General features: G+C 32.1%; 23 protein-coding genes. 8 read left to right on the top strand and 15 right to left on the bottom strand.

Annotated features, from left to right (window positions below):
• Positions 1-107: 107 nt before the first annotated feature.
• From C6989_RS06070 to C6989_RS06045, 6 genes are all read right to left on the bottom strand, one after another.
• Complete coding sequence (locus tag C6989_RS06070; protein WP_182126668.1) at positions 108-560, bottom strand: GNAT family N-acetyltransferase; 453 nt, start codon at positions 558-560, stop codon at positions 108-110.
• 367 nt (positions 561-927) lie between these two features.
• Positions 928-1,785: a glycosyl hydrolase family 18 protein gene (locus tag C6989_RS06065; RefSeq protein WP_182126667.1), complete on the bottom strand. Its 858-nt coding sequence runs from the start codon at positions 1,783-1,785 to the stop codon at positions 928-930.
• Positions 1,772-3,136, bottom strand: a complete 1,365-nt coding sequence (locus tag C6989_RS06060; RefSeq protein WP_182126666.1) for a phosphatidylinositol-specific phospholipase C domain-containing protein — start codon at positions 3,134-3,136, stop codon at positions 1,772-1,774. The genes C6989_RS06065 and C6989_RS06060 overlap by 14 nt, the downstream gene beginning before the upstream one ends.
• Positions 3,137-3,642: 506 nt before the next feature.
• Positions 3,643-4,554, bottom strand: a complete 912-nt coding sequence (locus C6989_RS06055; protein WP_182126665.1) for a hypothetical protein — start codon at positions 4,552-4,554, stop codon at positions 3,643-3,645.
• Between the two features lie 319 nt (positions 4,555-4,873).
• A complete protein-coding gene (locus C6989_RS06050; RefSeq protein ID WP_182126664.1) occupies positions 4,874-6,277 on the bottom strand; it encodes a radical SAM protein in 1,404 nt (467 codons plus the stop codon).
• Positions 6,277-7,827: a B12-binding domain-containing radical SAM protein gene (locus C6989_RS06045; RefSeq protein ID WP_182126663.1), complete on the bottom strand. Its 1,551-nt coding sequence runs from the start codon at positions 7,825-7,827 to the stop codon at positions 6,277-6,279. The genes C6989_RS06050 and C6989_RS06045 overlap by 1 nt, the downstream gene beginning before the upstream one ends.
• An 80-nt stretch (positions 7,828-7,907) precedes the next feature.
• Here C6989_RS06045 and C6989_RS06040 point away from each other — a divergent pair, with 80 nt between their 5' ends.
• Complete coding sequence (locus C6989_RS06040; RefSeq protein ID WP_182126662.1) at positions 7,908-8,954, top strand: polyprenyl synthetase family protein; 1,047 nt, start codon at positions 7,908-7,910, stop codon at positions 8,952-8,954.
• 1 nt (position 8,955) lies between these two features.
• Here C6989_RS06040 and C6989_RS06035 read toward each other — a convergent pair whose 3' ends face one another.
• From C6989_RS06035 to C6989_RS06025, 3 genes are all read right to left on the bottom strand, one after another.
• On the bottom strand, positions 8,956-9,117 hold the full coding sequence (locus tag C6989_RS06035) for a hypothetical protein (protein WP_182126661.1): 162 nt from the start codon (positions 9,115-9,117) through the stop codon (positions 8,956-8,958).
• A 62-nt stretch (positions 9,118-9,179) separates the two neighbouring features.
• Entirely contained in the window at positions 9,180-9,377 is a 198-nt protein-coding gene (locus tag C6989_RS06030; protein WP_182126660.1) for a hypothetical protein, read from the bottom strand.
• 34 nt (positions 9,378-9,411) lie between these two features.
• Positions 9,412-9,909 carry a hypothetical protein gene (locus C6989_RS06025; protein WP_182126659.1) on the bottom strand — a complete coding sequence of 166 codons (498 nt, stop codon included), beginning with the start codon at positions 9,907-9,909 and terminating at the stop codon, positions 9,412-9,414.
• A gap of 51 nt (positions 9,910-9,960) precedes the next feature.
• Between C6989_RS06025 and C6989_RS06020 the strand changes: the two genes are divergently transcribed.
• The 4 genes from C6989_RS06020 to C6989_RS06005 all read left to right on the top strand — a co-directional run bounded on the left by C6989_RS06020 (position 9,961) and on the right by C6989_RS06005 (position 14,129).
• Positions 9,961-11,112, top strand: coding sequence for a tetratricopeptide repeat protein (locus C6989_RS06020; protein ID WP_182126658.1), 1,152 nt, complete (start codon positions 9,961-9,963; stop codon positions 11,110-11,112).
• Between the two features lie 445 nt (positions 11,113-11,557).
• Positions 11,558-12,325 carry a hypothetical protein gene (locus tag C6989_RS06015; RefSeq protein WP_182126657.1) on the top strand — a complete coding sequence of 256 codons (768 nt, stop codon included), beginning with the start codon at positions 11,558-11,560 and terminating at the stop codon, positions 12,323-12,325.
• Positions 12,326-12,352: 27 nt separating this feature from the next.
• Positions 12,353-12,871: a HEAT repeat domain-containing protein gene (locus tag C6989_RS06010; protein ID WP_182126656.1), complete on the top strand. Its 519-nt coding sequence runs from the start codon at positions 12,353-12,355 to the stop codon at positions 12,869-12,871.
• A 55-nt stretch (positions 12,872-12,926) separates the two neighbouring features.
• Entirely contained in the window at positions 12,927-14,129 is a 1,203-nt protein-coding gene (locus C6989_RS06005; RefSeq protein WP_182126655.1) for a hypothetical protein, read from the top strand.
• A gap of 56 nt (positions 14,130-14,185) precedes the next feature.
• Here the strand turns inward: C6989_RS06005 and C6989_RS06000 are convergent, their stop codons facing one another.
• Entirely contained in the window at positions 14,186-14,503 is a 318-nt protein-coding gene (locus C6989_RS06000) for a hypothetical protein (RefSeq protein WP_148703802.1), read from the bottom strand.
• Positions 14,504-14,744: 241 nt separating this feature from the next.
• On the opposite strand from C6989_RS06000, the gene C6989_RS05995 reads away from it, so the two are divergent.
• Positions 14,745-15,134: a winged helix-turn-helix transcriptional regulator gene (locus C6989_RS05995; RefSeq protein WP_148703803.1), complete on the top strand. Its 390-nt coding sequence runs from the start codon at positions 14,745-14,747 to the stop codon at positions 15,132-15,134.
• A gap of 37 nt (positions 15,135-15,171) precedes the next feature.
• Here the strand turns inward: C6989_RS05995 and C6989_RS05990 are convergent, their stop codons facing one another.
• Positions 15,172-15,600, bottom strand: a complete 429-nt coding sequence (locus C6989_RS05990) for a cupin domain-containing protein (RefSeq protein ID WP_182126654.1) — start codon at positions 15,598-15,600, stop codon at positions 15,172-15,174.
• Positions 15,601-15,919: 319 nt separating this feature from the next.
• On the opposite strand from C6989_RS05990, the gene C6989_RS05985 reads away from it, so the two are divergent.
• A complete protein-coding gene (locus C6989_RS05985; protein ID WP_182126653.1) occupies positions 15,920-16,546 on the top strand; it encodes a BAR domain-containing protein in 627 nt (208 codons plus the stop codon).
• Positions 16,547-16,808: 262 nt separating this feature from the next.
• On the opposite strand, the gene C6989_RS05980 is transcribed toward C6989_RS05985, so the two are convergent.
• From C6989_RS05980 to C6989_RS05970, 3 genes are all read right to left on the bottom strand, one after another.
• Positions 16,809-17,231 (bottom strand): hypothetical protein, encoded by a 423-nt coding sequence (locus tag C6989_RS05980; RefSeq protein WP_182126652.1) that lies wholly within the window; start codon positions 17,229-17,231, stop codon positions 16,809-16,811.
• Positions 17,232-17,277: 46 nt separating this feature from the next.
• Positions 17,278-17,529 (bottom strand): hypothetical protein, encoded by a 252-nt coding sequence (locus C6989_RS05975; RefSeq protein ID WP_182126651.1) that lies wholly within the window; start codon positions 17,527-17,529, stop codon positions 17,278-17,280.
• Positions 17,530-17,595: 66 nt separating this feature from the next.
• On the bottom strand, positions 17,596-18,288 hold the full coding sequence (locus C6989_RS05970) for a hypothetical protein (protein ID WP_182126650.1): 693 nt from the start codon (positions 18,286-18,288) through the stop codon (positions 17,596-17,598).
• A 310-nt stretch (positions 18,289-18,598) separates the two neighbouring features.
• On the opposite strand from C6989_RS05970, the gene C6989_RS05965 reads away from it, so the two are divergent.
• A complete protein-coding gene (locus C6989_RS05965; RefSeq protein ID WP_182126649.1) occupies positions 18,599-18,979 on the top strand; it encodes a nuclear transport factor 2 family protein in 381 nt (126 codons plus the stop codon).
• Here the strand turns inward: C6989_RS05965 and C6989_RS05960 are convergent.
• Positions 18,976-19,635 carry a hypothetical protein gene (locus C6989_RS05960; RefSeq protein WP_182126648.1) on the bottom strand — a complete coding sequence of 220 codons (660 nt, stop codon included), beginning with the start codon at positions 19,633-19,635 and terminating at the stop codon, positions 18,976-18,978. The two genes, C6989_RS05965 and C6989_RS05960, sit on opposite strands and share 4 nt — an antisense overlap.
• Positions 19,636-19,641: the final 6 nt, after the last annotated feature.

Here is a 19,641-nt window from a genome sequence, read left to right as displayed (position 1 = left end):
CAATTTCGACAAGATTGAGGTTTCACAAAATAATTAGTACTTTATTTGATTTAAACAATAATTTCATCATAGGTTCAATTTGTAAGAGGCTTGAACCGTTATCAGATTTAATCCAGATTCAATGTAAACGAAAATGCAGATTGTTCAAAACCCAAACGTTTGTAAAATTGATGAGATTCTGTTCGTTGATTTCCAGATTCTAGTCTAATTCTATGACATTTTTTCTCTTTTGCAAAGTCAATACAAGAGTTGATTAGTTTTTTACCGATTCCCTGATTACGATATTTTTCAATAACCACCAACTCTGGAATATACATCTCCAAGGTATCACGATTTAGTCTTGATAAAAACATCAAACTTACCATACCAACTATTTTTGTATCATCAAGAATTGTAACACGGATTTGTTTGTCTGAATCTATGATGTATTTTTTTACTAATTTTCTAAATGAATCTATATCAGAGTCTTTTTGTGGTTTTGGACGTCCTAAATCATATAACAATCCAAGAATTATTGGAATGTCTTTATCAGATGCATCTCTGATTGTCACATTGTCCATGATTAGACAAGATCATTATATCATAAGAATTGAGCCTATAGAGTCTTGAACCGTTTATGTAGACAAAGTTTGGCTCACAGACCAATTATCGTTTTGCAAGTATTGACCAAGTTATCCTTGAGTGAGATTTATGGAATTAATCTAACACTTCAACATTTTAGAGAATTTAACCAATCAGAAAATATCCATGAGAGAATGAGAGTATCAGATTTTTTGTTAAACACCGCAAATAGATTTAACTTCAAAGATATTCAATAATCATACATAGTGTATTAATAACATAATAGATATTCTTGAGTACAAATAAATAAAATTCAGTGATCTTTTTGTGCAGTTTTTATTGTTTTCTTAATAGTTCAAAATTTAGTTAATTTACATTATCTAAACCTTTGATTATTGCTTGAGCTAAGGCAGCAGGTTTCTCTCCAGAAGTAGAAATCTCAGAAGAATTCCAGATGAATCCGCCATCAATTCCTGCATCTGATTTAGAGAGTCTTTCAAAGATGCTTTGAATGTATTTGGAACCATCATTTGCGTTATAACCTGGCACAACAAAGGCAGCAGGATTATCAATTCCAATATTTTTTGGAATCTGTTCTGCCCATTGAGATGGAGAATTTCCAGATCCTCCTGAATAGCATTGTACATTGAGCCAACTGACAAGTTGATTATTGTTATGGTATGCGTCTGTAAGACAATTGTTCCAAAAAGTTTGATCCGTATATGGACAATAAGTAATAATGGATTTTTTGCCAATATTACTTAACATCAATGTCAATGTAGCAATAGTGTCTTTGAAATTATCTAATGGGAATTCTTCCAAATCAAAATCAAATCCATCTATTTCTAATGCATCAGACAATGCAGTGAAGTTACTGCGTAATTTTTCTGTTCCTTCAGTAGTGCCCAATAAAGCACTAATGTTTTTAAAATCACCTACATCTGCACTGCCAATACAAAACAACACATTACTAACTTGGCCTTCTCTAATCTGATCCACATCATTTTTCATTTTTAATATTGAATCTGTTACTTTTCCTTGATCGTCAACTGCTTTTGTATTATTATAGTAAAATGTCCCATCAGAATGAATATGTAAAGTCCATAAAATTACTGTTGTAAAACCAGACTCTGCAATGTCTTCTGCAGTAGGATTTGAAGGATCATCAAATAAACCCGAACCATAAAGTACAGTATTTCTATTTTTCAGATTATAGTTCATCATGCCCAGTAACTTTGAATTTATTTTCAAATCCAGAATAATTAAAGTTGGAAGAAATGACCAAGCTTACAATGTTAACATCACCATAGATGTCAGTCATATATTCTTCAAATGAGTAATCAAACATAATCCAACCAAATTTACTCAGTCTGTCAGAAGCATTATTCTTTCCATAGTAAGAAAGCAAATTACCCATAATGTAAATGCCTATAACACCAAACCATGTTGCACTTGCAAAATTTAAAACAACTTCTCCTGTTTTCTTTTTGTTAAAAGCATTTAACACAAGATTGTATTTTACTCCATTAGCCCCAAACGTGGGCAGTCCTTTGTATTGATCTTGAACATAAACATTGTACGTTCTATTTGAAGAATGATTTGCATAGCTTCCAGTAGTATTATCAGACCAACCAATAGGTGCACCAAATCTCAAATCATCATTAATGCGATTATACAAAAAGATTTTACCTCTTATGTTTCCTAATGTAAGAATATCTTTTGATGCTTTTGTAGAATAAGTTGATAAAAGAGTGTTAAGGGCGTTCAAAACATTAGTGCTATCTCCTTTATAGCCTGCCCAATCATCAATTTTTAAACTCATAATAACTGCCTCTGAATTATTGGCAGTGAGAAAATTTTTACACTCATCTAACAAAGAAGGAAAACTCTGATACTCATTTACTGTTGTAGAGCCACCGATATCCCCATGACAAGTAATGAATGAATATTGATTACCATTCTTTGCTACCTTTAATCTTATATCTAAAACGCGAATGCCTCCATTGAGTTGATTTGTGATAGACTGGTTATGACAAGCGTATGGGGTACTTATGGTAGTGTTAATAGCAGCAGAATCATGGGTACCCGGAAGATTAATTTCACTAATCAAAGTTGAATCAGAAATTGCTGCTAACCAATTTTTGTTACTTGTAGGTACATCATAAATATCCACTATAGCATATCTCATGAAGACTTGTGTGTGTCCTCCAGATAGTGAAAGAATTATCTCATTGTCTCCTGCTTGCAACATGTCAGATGGAACAGACCAGACCATATCATAAAAAGAAGAAATGTGTGGATCAAAACCACTGACTAAAAGTTTTCCATTCACAGTAATATTTATCGGGCAATTGGATGTTCCATGTACTAGCGCACTACACAGTTGAAAAATCAGATTAACACCCTGTTTTTTTGGCAAATTAAGATTGAATTTAAAAAATCCATTCACATAGTTGATAGACCAACAATTGTATTGGGAATTGTAATCACATCCTTTGTAAAGGGGTAAAGAGTAATTTGCTGTTGCACTTGGATTAGGAGTAGTAAAAGCAATTGTTTGTTTATTTTCACTCACCCCATTTCTAAGAAATTATGATATTAATACTTTAATTATTGATATATATTATGATTAACATATTATATGAAGATCTATAGTTTCAATTATATATGAAAGTATGGAAATTGTGTAAATATAATACATAATATGAAATAACTTATTATAATATTGTATGAAAATAGGATTTTTTTATTGCAGATCATATGAAATACAGATAAAAAGATTTCATAATTATGCTTTGAATGAATAATATGAAGAATGAGGGAACAGGTATCAAACTAAAACTTCAATATTGCAATGGTGGTTTCTAGTCCGGCAGGATTAAAACTATTTTGCTAACTATTTTAGTACCATATGAAAGTGATTTGATTATAACATTTGTACATATTCAAATTTGATGGTGATGTGATTTAATTACACAAATTTATTCTAGCTATTAATAAGAAAATAGCTTTTTTGGAGATCGAATTCTTTTTTAGAAATTAAGATTGTTTCAAGTATAGGGTTTTTTAAAAATGAAGAAACTATTGAAAGTGTTCGACATCTTTAAGCTTTAGGTACATTCCAACAAGATCCAAACCCAATGTGATCATTTTTGCAGCCAATGCAGCACCTCCTGATGCGACAGCCGCAACAATCCATGCAATTATCTTGAGAATAGTTATTGCGTAATCATACCATGCCAATCCTGCTAAGAAGTGGCCTAGAATCTCTCCAAGATTTCCTGCGCCTTCCAGTGCATCTAAAAATTCCAACACGGCTCCAGGATCTTTTTGTCTTAGACCATCAATTAATTTTCTCCAAGCCCTCTTAAACCAAGGCTGGCCCATCAATGGTCTCAGACTATCTTCTATTAGTGAAGGTTCAACCTTTGGAGCCACAATTCCAATTATTCCAAGTATAAATCCAAAGACTTCAATTGTTAAATCTACCGCAAAGGCAAGTTTTGCAATGATGCTTTTTTCTTCATCATCTGACACATTATACAAAACAGTGTCTACTTTACCGTTATAGAGAATGAAGAAATCATTGTTAAATCTTTGAAATTTTAATCCAGATAATTCGGTACTGTGTTGGATTAATTGTGCATTAAATGAAGGTGTCGTAAATTCTGTTTTAATAAATTCTGTTCCAACACGTCTAAGATCTTCGTATTCTATTTTTGTTGGAAGTCGTCTTTTTGCTTTTTTAAGATGAATAGGTAATCTTTTCAGAGCGGTATTGATTATTTTGTCTACTTCTTTGTCATTTAGGCCTGTGTAGATGTTTTGAGGAGATAGTGGTTTTAATTCACTGAGTTCTTTTAGCATAGGTCTTGCTGTTTGAAGTAATGATTTTACAGTTTTTTCATTAAAGAGTTCACCATAAACAATGTCGCCTTTAGATGGTTTTGTCTTTTTTTTGGAAACACGTGATTTGCCACGTTTTTTAATCATGTATGAATATGATGACCTAATACTCCGTTTTAATCTTTTCTTATATTCCTAAATTATGATATTATATCGACTAAGAAACTTGAGCAAGACAACTGCGATCAAGTAGTGATGCTTTTCAAGTAGTTAGCATGTAGAATGTTTCCATGATGATGGGTCAGATTTTTGAGCTGAATTAAACGCTTACTGTTAAATTAGAATCAGAGTTTAAGTTGGTTCACAGACCAATCTTTACTTTACGAGTATTGGTTTCAAAGAGATTTTACCCAATCAGACAATTCCCCTTCAGGGAAGTGGAGTTTTTACTTGGGACAAAACTGTCTCAAATCTTAGATGATGAAGACTCTTCAAATTTATCTATAAACAATTTTTTACGTAAGTTAACATAGTTCATAATTGTTTCTTCCGTATTGTCACAACTACACGAATTCAAATCCCCTGTGTTTTTTATGGCTTCTAAAGCACATCCCCCTCCTTGCATAGTAGATACTGTTGAGCAAGAATCACAGTTGATGTTTCCAATATCCCTCTGGGTCCATTGATGTATTTTATCATTAAATATTTGGAAATCAGGATAAAATCTACCAACAGAAACTTCAGGCATTCCAATTCCCCTAACACATAGATACAATAATCCATCTGCTCCTAAAACAAACATCTTTCCTTTAACTGCACCACAGTATCGAAATCTAGGTAACACTTTTTGTTTTTTTTCTAAAAGTGTAGATTCTAACATATCAGTAGTAGAAAAAAGCTGTGAATCATCAAATACAGAAAGATTTTCATTATTCATGTCAGTTTTTTCATTTAACCACGTTTCAATTAACTTATCTTCTCTTACTACATTATCTATTCCTAAAACAGTACAATCTTCTAAAGGTGATAAATATGCTTTAAAATTGGAATATTTATTCCAATTTTTTGATTTGATATATTTTCCAAGTTCTGATAAAAAGGCAATATTTGTTAAATCAACATTTGTTCGCAATTTAATTGGCAATCCGGCCTTAAGAGCCAGTTCAGTATTTTCAGATATTTTATCAAACGTGCTGTTTAGGTTTTTTAGAGGTCTTCTTTTATCATGTATTTGTTTTGGGCCATCAATAGTGATCTGAATATATTTAAGAGATTTTTTGTTCTTAACAAAGTCTGGAATAAACAAATCCAAAAAATATCCATTAGTAATAATGGAAAATTTGTATCCCATAGATGCACATTTCTTGAATATTTCCAAAACATCATTTTTAACAATAGGTAAAAGTGGTTCTCCACCTATCAATGTAAGATCCGGTTTTTCACAGTATTTTCCTTGATCTTTAAGATATTCTTCAATTTTTTTAATTGACCGTATAATTAATGAGGGGTTGATTAAGGATTTTTTAAATATGCTTGTTATTTCTCCTTCGTAACAATAGCCACATCCCATGTTACAAGAAAAAGTGGGACAAATTGTAATATTTGGTCTTTCCTTGTCTTCCAGATCTAATATTGTCTTTCTTAACTTGTTGAATTTTTCGTCTTCTTCATTTTTAGATTCAAAAACATATCCTCGTTCTGTTAATTTATTTAAAAAATTCTTGTTGGTTGGGTTCCTACCCTGTTTAATCAATTCAAGATCACTTAATGCATGTTTGTGAAATCTATCTATTGCACCACTTAGTGTATTGATCATCAGAAAGTGGTCCTCATCTAATTCAGATTTTATTAGATATTTAGTCAGATACATTATCTAATTCCCAGAAGATTTTTTTTATGTTTTGGGTTGCTAGATACTAGTACTGCTCGTTCACCCACACCTAAATCTCTAAAAAATCTTCGTGCTTTAACATGCCTATCTAAAACCTCATTAGGTTCAGGAGTACCCTCATAATTATATGAATATAATAAATCTTGAATTAAAGCAAGTTCAGGTTTGTTTCTTAGTTTTAGACCGTACTCATTTTCAGGTTTTTGGAGAGCCACTCCAATTGGAGAACGGGTTAAGGCTTTGAAAGATTGTACCAGAACTATTGGGATGTATTTACTATTTCTTTCAATAAAATTGAGAGTTCTTTGAAAATCATCCCATGTTTCAGTTGGAAGTCCAGTTATACACGTAAGCTTAGATCTTATTCCATTATTGTAAGCTTCTTTTACAGTTTCTGAAAGTGAATCCAATGTTATGTTTTTTTGCATTAATTTAAGAATTCTAGCAGAGCCAGATTCAAAACCAAAAAACATACTTTTACAGTTTGCGTTACCCATTTTTTTTAAAAGAGGGGGAGTTTTTTTATCAGCTCTCATAGCTCCTGACCATTTAAAATCATGTTTTTTTTGTTTTAGGTTTTCACAAAATGGTAAAACAAAATCCCGTATATCTAAATCTACAAAATCAAATCTATTAATTCCATGTCGTTCATACTGAACCTCCATTTCATCTACCAACAACTTAGGGTTTTTAAATCGGAATTCTGACCAAAAAGCATCTTCTTGACAGAATGTACATATACCATGAGGGCAGTTTCTTGATGCCATTATACTGATCATTTTATAATCTTTCATGTTCAGATCACTATAATCTGGAGGAGGCATGTCATCCATGTTCAGAATAACATTTTTCACATTGTAAACTCCTCTTACTTTTGTTTTATTTTCTAAAATTTCTAGATAACCATATTCACTTTCTCCTCTTATAACAAAATCCACCCAAGAACATCTATCACAAACATCTCTTGCATTCATTGATGCTTGATAACCACTTAGAATAGTAACCGTGTTAGGAGATAATTCTTTAACATATTTTAAAAGAAACAAAGCAATTGGAAACGATGTTATATGTGTAGTACATCCAACGTAATCCGGTTCTTTAAGTAGTATTTCATTACATTGCTCTTTTAATAATGAATCAAATTTGATGAAAAAATTAGACGTACAAAAAATATCTGTAAGTTTTTCTAGAGATTCATCATCTAAATGAATTTTTGTAGAAAGAAGAGCTCTAGTTGCGTTACGATAATCATAGACATGTTCTTTGTAAAATATTCTTATCAAATAACATTCTGCAATAGAAGTAAGAAAACCAAGAGATGTAAGATACGTCTCAATAACAAACGAATCAGATACTTTCCTTCTTATTTCCAATGCAAATTTAGTAATTAATGGTAATGCAGAAATTGAAGAATCAACAGTATTTACTTTATGATGTCCATTACTTTCAACGAATGATTTGATGTAAGCAATTTCCCAAGGAGTGCGAAGATTTCCCCAAACAGGGGGTTGGACAACTGTAAGTTTCACAACAACATATAACATATCTAGTTATTATAATTATACTTTCATAGGTTTTCATTAATATTATATCAACATTATCATCATTTATGATTAATTCAATAAAACTATCCAAAAAATTGAAAAATCTTATTTTCTCTGAAATAACAAAAATACTTGAAATTGAGATTAAACATTCATCTGGTTATAACATACTTGTAAAGAATACTTATGAAAACATATCTAGGTTCATTTCTAGATCAATTTCTTTAGGACCCATACTGTCATTAATGATTTATCATGATTTTTCTAAAGAAATTTCCCAAGATATAATAAAAATTGGTGTGGCATTAGAATTCTTTACTTACAGCATATTACTGCATGACGACATTATCGATAATGATCAAGAACGTTGGAATGGAAAATCTTTTCATATTATAGTAAAAGATCAAACTACAAACACACCTAATTCTCAACGAGTTGGAAAATCTGTTGCGATTTTGGCAGGAAATTTATTATCTCTTCTTGCCTTTGAAATAATATCCAATACAAAAATTTCGGATGAAAAAAAATCAAAGATTATGCATATTTTAAGTGAAGAATATAGACAAATTAACGAAGGTCAGTTAGCCGATCTTCAGTTTGAAACCCAATTTCCTAATCCCAAAGCGTGGTATAATATGGCAAGCCAACGTGCATCTCGTCACATTTCTGCATGTGTACGAATTGGGGCAGTTCTTGGAAATACTAATGGAAGTGACGAAAAGACGTTAAAAAAATTATCGAATCATTTGGGGTATTTTTTTGACATTCGTGATGATCTATTGGATGGTTTTTCAAGAAAATTACCTAAAACTTATTCAAAACGAGACATAAAGATGGGTAAAAAACCACTTTATGTTTGTTATTCAATTGACAATTCTACAAAGATTGTTCGACAAAAAATAATGAGTTTATTATTGGAAAAAAATAATATTGGTGAATTGACCATGCTATTAAGAAAGTATGGGTTACCAATGACACTGATGGATCTTCATCATCATAAGAACAAAGTTTTAGAACTTGTGGGCGACACAACTCTGGATAAACAAACTAAAGAATACTTCTATTATTTATTAGAAAAAAGCATAAAAAATGTTGAACAAGATATCGTTTGAACTAAATTGTATCTAAATCATCGTCAATGTCTTCATCATCATCACCTTTGATGGGACATGTAGTAGCTCGATATTTTCTTAAATCTGTATCAATATTTCCGATATTTGTCCAAAGATCTTTTTCAGTGTTCAATTCCGTTATGATTACTTTGTCATCAGACATAGTTTGTAATTTATTTCATTATTAATAAAGATTGTATTTTTATAAACAAATTAGATTTTGGTTTAACGAGTATATTTTTTTGGTTTTTTGTGAGATTCCTTCAAAAAAGGTTTCAAGTTTTTTCTAGATTTTTTGAAATCTACAATTGAATAAGATGACCTATATCCTGTATTAATAAGATATTCCATCATTTCAATCATGGTTACATTAGATTCTCTTGCAGCTTGAGCCAACGTAATTTTCTTAAGGCGAAATTTCATTGCTGGTTTTTCAAATTGTTTATTTTTTAAAAAATTAACCAAGTCTACTTACCTCTTTAATAATAAAATTAATTACTTTGTTGTCATACCATTGAAATAGTTTACACCACTCTAGCGCCTCTACAGCTTCAGTTTTGGTAATATCTTTTCTTTCAACTAGAAAGAAAATAACATCTGGAACTGTTAAAACTTTAATACGTTTTTTCTTCAATCCATTTCGAATAACATCATCTTCTACCATAACAAAATCATTATTATTTTTATGAAAAGTGGTTGAAATTTTCTGGATAATTTGTTCAGGCGTGATATTTTTTGAGGATGGGGATAATTTTGACTTTCCAGATAATGAAACAATTATGCCACGTTTTACAAAACGGGTGATTTTCTTTTTATCCAAATATCCTTTTTTGATTAAAGGTTCTAATGCACCCATTTCTATATCACTCACAATCAATTGATGAAACGAACTATTTCCAAAAAATTTATCTAATAACTCTATACGTGAAAGAAAAAATATTGCATCTACGCCCATGATTGGTGTATGAACAAATAATATTAAAACTTGTAGGAAGTTATCATACTCATGGGAAATGATATTAACCAAATTAAGAATTTAATACTTATAGCAGAATCATATATTAAGAAGAAAAATTTTAAGCACGCAAAAAAATATTATTTAAAAGCATTAGATGAAAATTCAAAAACACTGAATTCATCATTTATTCGTTCACAAATAATGCGAGAAATAATCTGTATTTCTTTTGCCTTAAAAGAGTTAGACGTAGCTTATGCAATGTTAAAAGAACAATTTTTTTCCATAAACAACGTTACAGAGGAATCTAAAGTAAAATTTTTTCACGATGTAGGTAGGATTTTGATGGAACAAGGCAATGACAACGCTCAACATTTTTTGCACAAAGCACTCCAAATCCAAAAAAATCATCAATCAGAAAAAATAGTAAAAATTTTGATTGATCTTGCATTAGTAGAGATGTATAGAGGAGATTTTGATGAAGCAAAAAAAAGAGCTAACAAGGCAAAAACCATATGCAAAACAATTAATTTAGAATTTGAATTTGCTAGTTCTCTAAACATACTTGGTTTAGTAAATATGAAGAAAGGCAAATTTGAAAAAGCATTATTTCTATTTAATCAATCATTAAATATTTTTAAAAATTTAAAAAAGATTCCACAAGTCGCTGATACATTCGATAATTTAGGTATATTAATGCGTAAACAAAAACAATTTAAGAAATCATTAACTTATCATCATATCGCATTATGTATTCGTAAAAAAGTAAATGATGAGCCAGCTTTAGCTAAAACTTACACCAACTTAGGTCTAGCCTATAAAAAAATTGGTAAAATTGATGAATCTTTGTCATGGCATTCTCAGTCTTTAGTCATAAGAGAAAAATTTCAGGACAAAGTAGGGATTGCAAATAGTTTGAACAATATAGGGGTAGTCTTAACCAAAAAAGGAGAATTGAACAAATCTATGAGATATTTTTCTAAATCACTAGATATTAGAAAAAAAATAAAAGATTACCCAAATGCGATTAAAATATTACAAAACATTTCGTATGTGCATAATAAATCAGGATCCAAATCTAGATCTTTAAAGATTTTAAAGGAAGCCGAAGACATGGTGGAAAATTTACCAAGATCATCTGCTAAAATACAAAGAAAATCTATAATGAATTTTAAAGAAAAAATTACTTCAGTATTGAATTAGATTTTAATCTAAAACATTTTTGAAAAAATAATTTTTCTTTATAAACAAAATGGGGTGGCATCAAACTAATTTCACAAAACTCGCCCCCGGCATTAAAAAAATAAAGATAGGAATATTGTAAGCGTTCCAATCGCTTTCTGTCGTTATTTAATTTTGTAGAACAATCAAAAAGGTATCCGCACCCACTGTGGGTTCAAATCCCATCCGGTCCATTGGTCCGCACCCACTGTGGGTTCAAATCCTCAGGGACTAGGTCCCACTGTGGGCTCAGACCGTTTTTGAAAAAACTGTCAGTGTTAAACTAAAACTGTAAACCCTTTGATGGAACCAAACTAGAGCCAATAATGGTCTGTGTCTTTATGAATTCATTAACACTTGTTATGAAATGTCAATTGGAAAACAGTAATGAGATCATAATTAAATAATTTACCACCTATTACAGGTATTGCCAAACGGTGATCATAATAATACTGATGAGGATATACCTGAATTTTCTCCTGACTCAGAACACAATTATCATGAAATACCTCCTGCACCAGAAGGACCTCCAGAGGATGGAAGTGATTGGGAAGGACCTGTGTTTCCTCCTAACCCAACAGATTTGCCTCCAGATGAACTACCGCCTCCTCCAGAAGGCGGTGGTGGATATGATTGGGATACTCCAGCTCCTGTTCCGCCACCGAATCAAGCTAAATGTGAATGTTGTATAGCTGCAACGGAAATACTTAACATTAGAAAATACAGAAAAAAAATACACAAAGACACAACACATTTTGGACATGAGTTTGATTTTATGATGTGGTTTCAATTTAATCCGGGAAATCTAGCTCGATGTAATTGCAGACTTGAATGGTGGGAATACACCAACATACCTGTAAAATTTATGTCATTAAGAATGAAACCATTCAGATGGACAAATTTAGCAGAGGAAGGATGTACGGATGTCAAAAAGAGTTGGGAAAATATACGGGATTGGGTATTGAATAGAAAATGTCCTGCAGGTGGATGGGCAAAAATTCCAATCAACGATAAACCTGGACTCGCAATGCTCCCAGGTAGAACTGCAATAAGACACCTTCGATTCAAGCTAGCTGTAAATTCCTGTCCTAACGGAAACTGTGCTCATAAAAGAATTAAAAAATATGCTCTACAAGTTTTAGGAATAATTAACGGAAAAATAGATCCTAGTTTGTTTTGGTATTTTCTAAAATAATGATGCAATTGATGGAGGTAATGAAAGTTGAGTCTTGAAAAACAACGAGTACTTGATTGGCTTATGGAACCCCCATTTGATACTGTAGAGGAAATACAAAAAAATCCAAACTATGATTACTATGATTGGTTCAAGAGAGGAAAGCAATTACCGAAAATTACGGAAATCATAGTTGGTATATTAAAAGAACAGAATTTTGAAGATCCGTCAGAAGTAACAGATAGGATAATTTATGCTTCAGGTTGGGTGGGAGACAAAAATTGCATTGCTGTGTTAACTCCAGCAATATACAGTTCACATGTATATCTTGCATCTGATGCCATTGCAGCGTTAGGTAGGCTTGGAGCAATTGGGCTTTTTGACACGTTTGTTTTACTACTGCTTGATAAAAAACAGGAAATCAACATACGGGCTAATGCTTTGATTGCCATTGCAACATTACGACATACTAAATCTCAAGAACTTATTGACAAAATGAAAAAAGATTCTAACTTGTTTTTAGTTAAATGTGCAGAAGAAGGACAAAGAATTTTAGATTCGCCATAAATGAATTAACGTTTGATCTTGTTAAATAACAGATTAGCATATCATATGCCAAGATTTGGCAGCTAAAAAAAGGAGTTCAAGTAAAAAGAAAAAAAGATCAAAACCAAAATTTGCAACTTTGGTCTTAGATTCCAAAAAAGATGGGCATCAATTAGTTCTAAAATCTAAACAAGGAAAACTATTTCATTACAATCTAGAGGGATTCATAGAATTAGAATTTTCCAAATCAAAACAAAAATCGTTCAAAGTAGGAATTTTAAACATTACAGGACATCTTGTAGAATCTCGGATTCCAAAAAACATGCCCAAAAACATTCACCTTTCATTGAATAGCCCAGATAAAACATTCCACACTGTAGGTCCAGATAAGAATTTGAATCTACTAGAACTTGAATTGGCTTTACAATATCCAGAGCTTGGCAAGTACAAAAAATACCTCAGAACAGGCTCATCCGATGTTGTTTCATCTATAATTCCAATTCTTGTTACTGTTACATTTGCATACGGAATGACATCAAACAACAAATTCACTCTGTTTGGTTTTGGATTTTTTTTCGAATTTCTCCCTTTGAAAAAGATATCGCAGATTTTTGTGTGGATATCTGGCTCGATATTTTTAACTCCTCATCTGTTCTGTAAAGAAGTATGCCTTGACATCAAAGTAGCACGATGGCCAAGCACTACACCTGGACAACCAGGAAGAAAGATTATGAGTCTAACTAAAGTTATGCGAATAATCAAAATGGTAAATAAAATTTTAGCATGCCGCGATGGTCAATGCTGTGTCCATATGGCCCCTGGTGTACCAACTTTTCCAACTGGTGCAGCAGCAATTCCATCAGCATTTCCACTTAGCGCTACCCAAACTGTACTGACTAGATATCCATCAGGTTCATGCATAACTCTAGTTTTTGTAAATAATCTTGGAGGAGGTTTACAAGGACAGGCAACAACAGGAGGAGGTCCAGGTGTCGGTTTAGGGGCATTTGTTTCAGTTGCGGGTTTAACTAATGATACGCTTGCAAATCTTGCAGCACATGAGCTGGTACATATGTTAGGAGTTGCCAATGATGGCATAAACAATAATGATACAGAACCAAAGGGAATCAAAAAACATTCTAGTACATCTAATAACCTGATGGAGCCTAACACTGGATCTTTTAACAATAACCTAAACCTGGCTCAATGCTTCAAGATGGCAAATTCACCATTTATAAAACTCAGATCCAGCATATGCATTTATCGACCAGATGAATGAATCATTAACATTTGATACTATCTGTTAATGAGTCTAAAATAAAAAGAAAAGAAGGGCTAGCAAGCCTCCTTTAAGATTGAGAATAGTTTGTTTTTGAGCTCTTGTTCACTACCTGCCGTAGTTATTGCTGCAGATATTTTCTTGTGAATATGTTCAACTACAGCATCAGCACCTTGATCTAGTGCATCACCCATCTGTTTTTCAATTCTTGATTTGATTCTGTCTTTTTTAGCCTCCAAGATGGCATTCATTGCTGCTTTGTGCCAAGTCAATTCAATAAAATCAACTGGATTTTGTCCTGTACAAGATGGGCAATCACAGGAGTTGTGGGATTCTACTTGAGAAACAGAGCATTGTGGTCCATTACATTCCATTTACTTCACCTCCTGTTACATCAAAAGTAAGACAACAAGAATCACATAGAATTGTAGGGGAGCGACTATTGTTAGTATGGTTTGTGATTCTCATTGTTACTTACCTAAAGTAAGTTAATTACAATTCTTTATTTATAGCAGCTAGTGAAAGACTAGATACTAGATATACATCAGGTTAGTTACTCTTTATTAGTAACTATAGAAAAGTAAGTATTATATAGAAAATTTGTTAAAATCAAATATGAGTTTAAATTCATTCAAGTGTTGCCCAATTGACAATACTTTTAAAATTATTGGAAAAAAATTCACCATGCACATTATTAGAAATATGGCTATGAAAGAACATACAAGATTCAATCAATTTTTGGATCATATTGAAGAGATTAATCCTAAAACACTATCTGCAAGATTAAAGGAGATGGAAAAGGCAGGATTAATTTCAAGAGAAGTATATGATGAGACCCCAATTAGAGTTGAATATCACCTTACAAACAAAGGTAAAGATTTACAGGGAATATTATTACAAATGGCTGCATTTTCAATGAAACATTATCCTAAACAAGTTTTCAAAGATGGCAAGGCAAGAACTGTAAAACAGGTTTTCAACATATCATCTCCAAAATTAAATTAAATTCATGTACTCCTGAGAGAATAATTGATGCAATTAATTAATTCCAATGTTTGGAGCCATCTAAGAACATCTGACCATATTTTTTTCCAATTTCCGACTCTTGTTCAAAAGAAACGTTGCCTTTTGAAAGCATGTTACTTACTTCCCAAAAATAAAATTCAAGATTTGGAGGACTAGTAACTATTACATGTCCACCATTAGGCCCTGTTTCAAATCTATGTGGCGCATTAGTTGGAACGCATATCACATCTCCTGATTTTGCTATAATTGATTCACCATTTAGGAAGAATTCATACTCTCCTTCTATGATGCAAAATGTCTCAGGGCCTTTCGGATGTTTATGTTCTGCAGGCCCCATATTTGGTGCATGTTTCACATCTAAAACCGTATAACGATCATTTGATTCAGATGTAAGAACTTTGATTGTAAATTGCGAACCATGGAAATCAAAAGGCTGGTTTTTCATGTATGAATGGCATTATTGTCAAATTTAAGATGATATACTAAACCAAAAGAAGTGAATTTTTTAGGTTTCCTAGTAAATGATAGAGACTTTAATCAAACAAACAATTCCCCACGAGAATGTTAATTGGTTTGCACGCCAAATACTGTTTACCGAGTATTGGCTATGCATTAGAATAGTCATTTACTCTTGCAGTCTAAAGTAAAAATTATTTTCATAGTTTTCAATAAATGAATAGACTTGGTGAATGTTTAATGTAAAACCATATCTATGAGAATATGTAGTTATGAACATCTAAATAATTATAGAAATATGATTAATCATGGCTAAATTAAGTCCACAAACTACATTATTAAAATTAAAAGAAGTTTTTTACGATCTAAAAAAAATTAAAAAAGATATAAAAAAAGTAAATGCCGTTTGGCATCCTCTTTTTGATGTTGAAGAAAAATTACATGACATCTTAAAACTTGGAGACGATGATTATGAAAATGAATTGTCTATAAAAGAACGGTTACCCAAAATGCCTGAGTATGATAATGATGATTGCTTAGCAAAAGTCAATGCACAAAAAGATTGGGTATCTATGAAATTAGAAGAATTAACTAGACAAGTACAAAAATTCATTAAAAAATTTGAATTAATTTCTGAAGATAAAAATAGAACAAAAACTGAAAAAGAAGATTCAGGACAAATTGTGCATGTCCATAATCCCACAGGTGCGGTACACATATCAAAAGAAATGACAATAAACAATATAACAAACAATATTGAAAAACTCAAAAAAGAAATTGAATGTAATGTTGATCTAGAGGAAGGAAAAAAACAAGAAATTATTTCTAATCTTGATGAAGGACAAAGTTTCTTAAAGAAAGCTCTCAACATTGCAGCAGATGTTGGTGGTAGAACTATAGGTCAAGCAGGACGAACATTTTTTGGTTTAGATTAAGAAAAGATTTTATTTTCTACACATATTTTTTGCCAAATTTGAACCATTGATTTCCGTTAAAGAGACTCAGGGTTTTAGTTCAAGACTCTTGGTTCACAGACCAAAGTCTGTTTTGCAAATATTGACCAAATTAATCCTTGAGTGAGATTTATGGAATTAATCTAACACCCCAACATTTTAGAGAATTTAACCAATCAGAAAATCCCATAGTGAGAATTTGAACATGGGTCATCACACCAACAGTTCAATGCCGCCTCAGAGTCTAGTTTTCATATTCTAATTCTCCAACGTAGTTTGGATATTCGGGCCAATATTCATTTACACATGTAGGAGGATCATTATACGTTTCTCGCGTACTGGTGCAAATTGGTTTGCAAGTCCATTCATCAAATGCCCATTCTCTTTGAGGTTCTAGCAATTTGCAGGATTCTTCACTAGGCAATACACACTGTCCATCAATCAAGATGTATTCATACCCCCAAGCAGAACACGGACCACATGCATCAACACAGATTATTCCATTACCTTCATTGGCAATGAGCTGTATCAGTATCGAGGGAAAGTATAGTATGCTTGAAGGGCTAAACAATGCAAATACACTGCCAGGTCCTAACAAAGTCACAGACACATAAAATCCAAAAATTACAATGGCACAGATCAATAGAAGTTTCTTTCTAGTTTTCATTTTCTCCAAATTGCAAACACAATAACAGTAATTCCACCATACGGCATCAAAGAACCTGTCTTCCTTTGCTAAAATTATATACAAATATCCCTACACCTACAAATGTAACAATCATGAATATTATTGGTATATGGATTTGTGGATGTTCATAGTACTGATATCCAAACGGAACTGTTTGGGATAGACTTATTCCATCATAATACAAAACAATCAATCCAATTGTCATTATCATCACACCTATCTTTCCAAGATGACTGCGAGGTTTTTCAGACAAGTTTGCAGATTCGTTGTCTTTCATGATTAAAAAATAATCGGGTTATTCATAAGGTCTTCTAATATTTTGTTCAAATCCAAATAGGTTTGGTCAGTGGATTGTTGAGGGTTTAAATGGATTTTGTAAATTTTTTTCTGTTTTTGGATATGCGGTATATTTTTGTGCAACATAGAATATCCCGCTAATAATTCCTATCTGGTAACATGCATAAAGGTAAATCTGAAACGACGTAGGTTCTAGATTGGTTACAGTCAAGAGACTCATAAAGAAAAACAAGAACGTTCCAATAAAAGAGAAAAATGTTGCAAAACTCCCCTCAATCTTTATCATTTTTTTTGTAAAAACTGCCAAGACAGAGATGCTAGAGATTATCAAAAAAGTCATCCCCCCATTGTTCTGGATAAAATTATTTGCCAAAACAAACAATCCATCATCCAAACTGACATCATCTGGAATGTTTATGCCTGAATTGATAGCAAAATTAATTGCACTGAAAAGAGATGCAACTAAAAAAACGCCTAGAAAAAAGGTTACAATTTTTTGCCTGAATGGTTTTCTGGGAGTTGACGGATTGATTACCTGCTCTGCAATTCTGACACCATAAAAGAAGCTAATTGCAAATACTGGAACAAACATGATTAGGACAGGTATCGGATATTCTTGGAATATTTCATCAAGATCAACTGGGAAGACAAACACCAGCAAGACTGCTGAGAGCACAAACAGCACAAGATCAAATCGCAGTGCAGATCTGTGGGTAGGTCTTTCTTCAATTTCAAACATTTTCAGCGTGTCACTCAGTTTTTGTGCTAAATTCCATGTATCGCCATCGGAGTTGAATAATGTTGAATGTCTGGTGCAACTTTTCTAATCATGTAAAGTGCAACATACATCAGAAGACATAATTAATTTCTTCAAAAAAGTATTTTCCTTATAAACAAAAGTAGGGAGTGTTTAACCGATTTGACAAAACCCGGTGGGAGTATTACAATTTTGGGGCATAGGCAAGCCCTCTCATTTGATCTTTTCTAAAATTATGGTGAAAATTTTCTCAAAGCAAGAATTATTCAACGCAAAAAAAGATTATCTGTAAATGTCAAATGTACCACTAATTCAAGAATTCTACGAGTTATTCAAAAATAAAGACAAAAAATATCTTGATTTTTGTCATGATGAAATAGAATGGATAACCATGGATAAAATGCCCAATGGCGGCACATTTCATGGAATCAAAGAAATTTTTGAGGAATATTTTCCAAAGATGCTTTCAAATTTTAAAGAATTTCATGCAATTCCTGAACAATTTCTTGATTTCAAAGATCATGTGATGGTAATAGGCAGATATCAAGGTATCTCAAAATCTGATAAGCAATTTGATGTGCAGTTTTCACATGTCTATCTAGTTCAAGATGGCAAAATAATTCAATTTAGACAATTTACAGATACTAAAATTATTCAAGAATCTTTGAATTAATTTAAGAAAATTTTATGAATACTTTCTTTTGTAATGTGAAGTTTGTAGATTTCATCATTTTTCAAAACAAAGATTCTATCATGCATCAAAAACAACTCTATCATATCTGTAAGATCTGATTTCATAAAATCTTCTGCTTTATATGGACAAAACATCAATCCTGGCAGTCGTGCGTCATCATATGTTCTTTCAAGCTCCATTGCATGAGAAAATGAATTGTTTGCAATATCTGTAATTATGAAATCTACACAACACAATGGTTTTTTCTCTGATGATTTTGCAATATTTTGAATTACTTTGCCACAGTATTTTGAACCATCAACTCCATGAGGTTTGTATGGTTTTACAGTTCCATTAAACCAATCAAGTTTTGATAGGACTTTTTCTGTATGGTGTTTTGGTGGCACTGCAAATGATTTGAACCATTCTGTGCTGCTAGTCATTCTATCCAAGGATTTTAGAAAATTATTCATTGATTTCTCATCTGAATAAATCAGCAAATCATGAACATGTGGTGTTGGTGATTTTTTATCTAGCCATTGTTCTACTGCATCTTTGACTATGCTGTTAATTGAAACACCCATGGTTTCTGCTTTTTTTCCTAGTTCTGAATGAACCGAATCATCAAACCCTCTAATTAGAATATCTTTTCCCAATGATAT

The sequence above is a fragment of the Nitrosopumilus sp. b2 genome (assembly GCF_014078535.1).
Lineage (GTDB): Archaea > Thermoproteota > Nitrososphaeria > Nitrososphaerales > Nitrosopumilaceae > Nitrosopumilus > Nitrosopumilus piranensis.
Note: the sequence above shows the minus strand (reverse complement) of the source record. Positions and strands in the feature narration are given on the sequence as shown.

Bases quoted from the DNA above. Each gene is read 5' to 3' on its own strand.
- C6989_RS06070 (WP_182126668.1), bottom strand. From the start codon at position 560: ATGGACAATGTGACAATCAGAGATGCATCTGATAAAGACATTCCAATA.
- C6989_RS06065 (WP_182126667.1), bottom strand. From the start codon at position 1,785: ATGATGAACTATAATCTGAAAAATAGAAATACTGTACTTTATGGTTCG.
- C6989_RS06055 (WP_182126665.1), bottom strand. From the start codon at position 4,554: ATGATTAAAAAACGTGGCAAATCACGTGTTTCCAAAAAAAAGACAAAA.
- C6989_RS06050 (WP_182126664.1), bottom strand. From the start codon at position 6,277: ATGTATCTGACTAAATATCTAATAAAATCTGAATTAGATGAGGACCAC.
- C6989_RS06040 (WP_182126662.1), top strand. From the start codon at position 7,908: ATGATTAATTCAATAAAACTATCCAAAAAATTGAAAAATCTTATTTTC.
- C6989_RS06035 (WP_182126661.1), bottom strand. From the start codon at position 9,117: ATGTCTGATGACAAAGTAATCATAACGGAATTGAACACTGAAAAAGAT.
- C6989_RS06030 (WP_182126660.1), bottom strand. From the start codon at position 9,377: ATGAAATTTCGCCTTAAGAAAATTACGTTGGCTCAAGCTGCAAGAGAA.
- C6989_RS06025 (WP_182126659.1), bottom strand. From the start codon at position 9,909: ATGGGCGTAGATGCAATATTTTTTCTTTCACGTATAGAGTTATTAGAT.
- C6989_RS06020 (WP_182126658.1), top strand. From the start codon at position 9,961: ATGGGAAATGATATTAACCAAATTAAGAATTTAATACTTATAGCAGAA.
- C6989_RS06000 (WP_148703802.1), bottom strand. From the start codon at position 14,503: ATGGAATGTAATGGACCACAATGCTCTGTTTCTCAAGTAGAATCCCAC.
- C6989_RS05995 (WP_148703803.1), top strand. From the start codon at position 14,745: ATGAGTTTAAATTCATTCAAGTGTTGCCCAATTGACAATACTTTTAAA.
- C6989_RS05990 (WP_182126654.1), bottom strand. From the start codon at position 15,600: ATGAAAAACCAGCCTTTTGATTTCCATGGTTCGCAATTTACAATCAAA.
- C6989_RS05985 (WP_182126653.1), top strand. From the start codon at position 15,920: ATGGCTAAATTAAGTCCACAAACTACATTATTAAAATTAAAAGAAGTT.
- C6989_RS05980 (WP_182126652.1), bottom strand. From the start codon at position 17,231: ATGAAAACTAGAAAGAAACTTCTATTGATCTGTGCCATTGTAATTTTT.
- C6989_RS05975 (WP_182126651.1), bottom strand. From the start codon at position 17,529: ATGAAAGACAACGAATCTGCAAACTTGTCTGAAAAACCTCGCAGTCAT.
- C6989_RS05970 (WP_182126650.1), bottom strand. From the start codon at position 18,288: ATGTTTGAAATTGAAGAAAGACCTACCCACAGATCTGCACTGCGATTT.
- C6989_RS05965 (WP_182126649.1), top strand. From the start codon at position 18,599: ATGTCAAATGTACCACTAATTCAAGAATTCTACGAGTTATTCAAAAAT.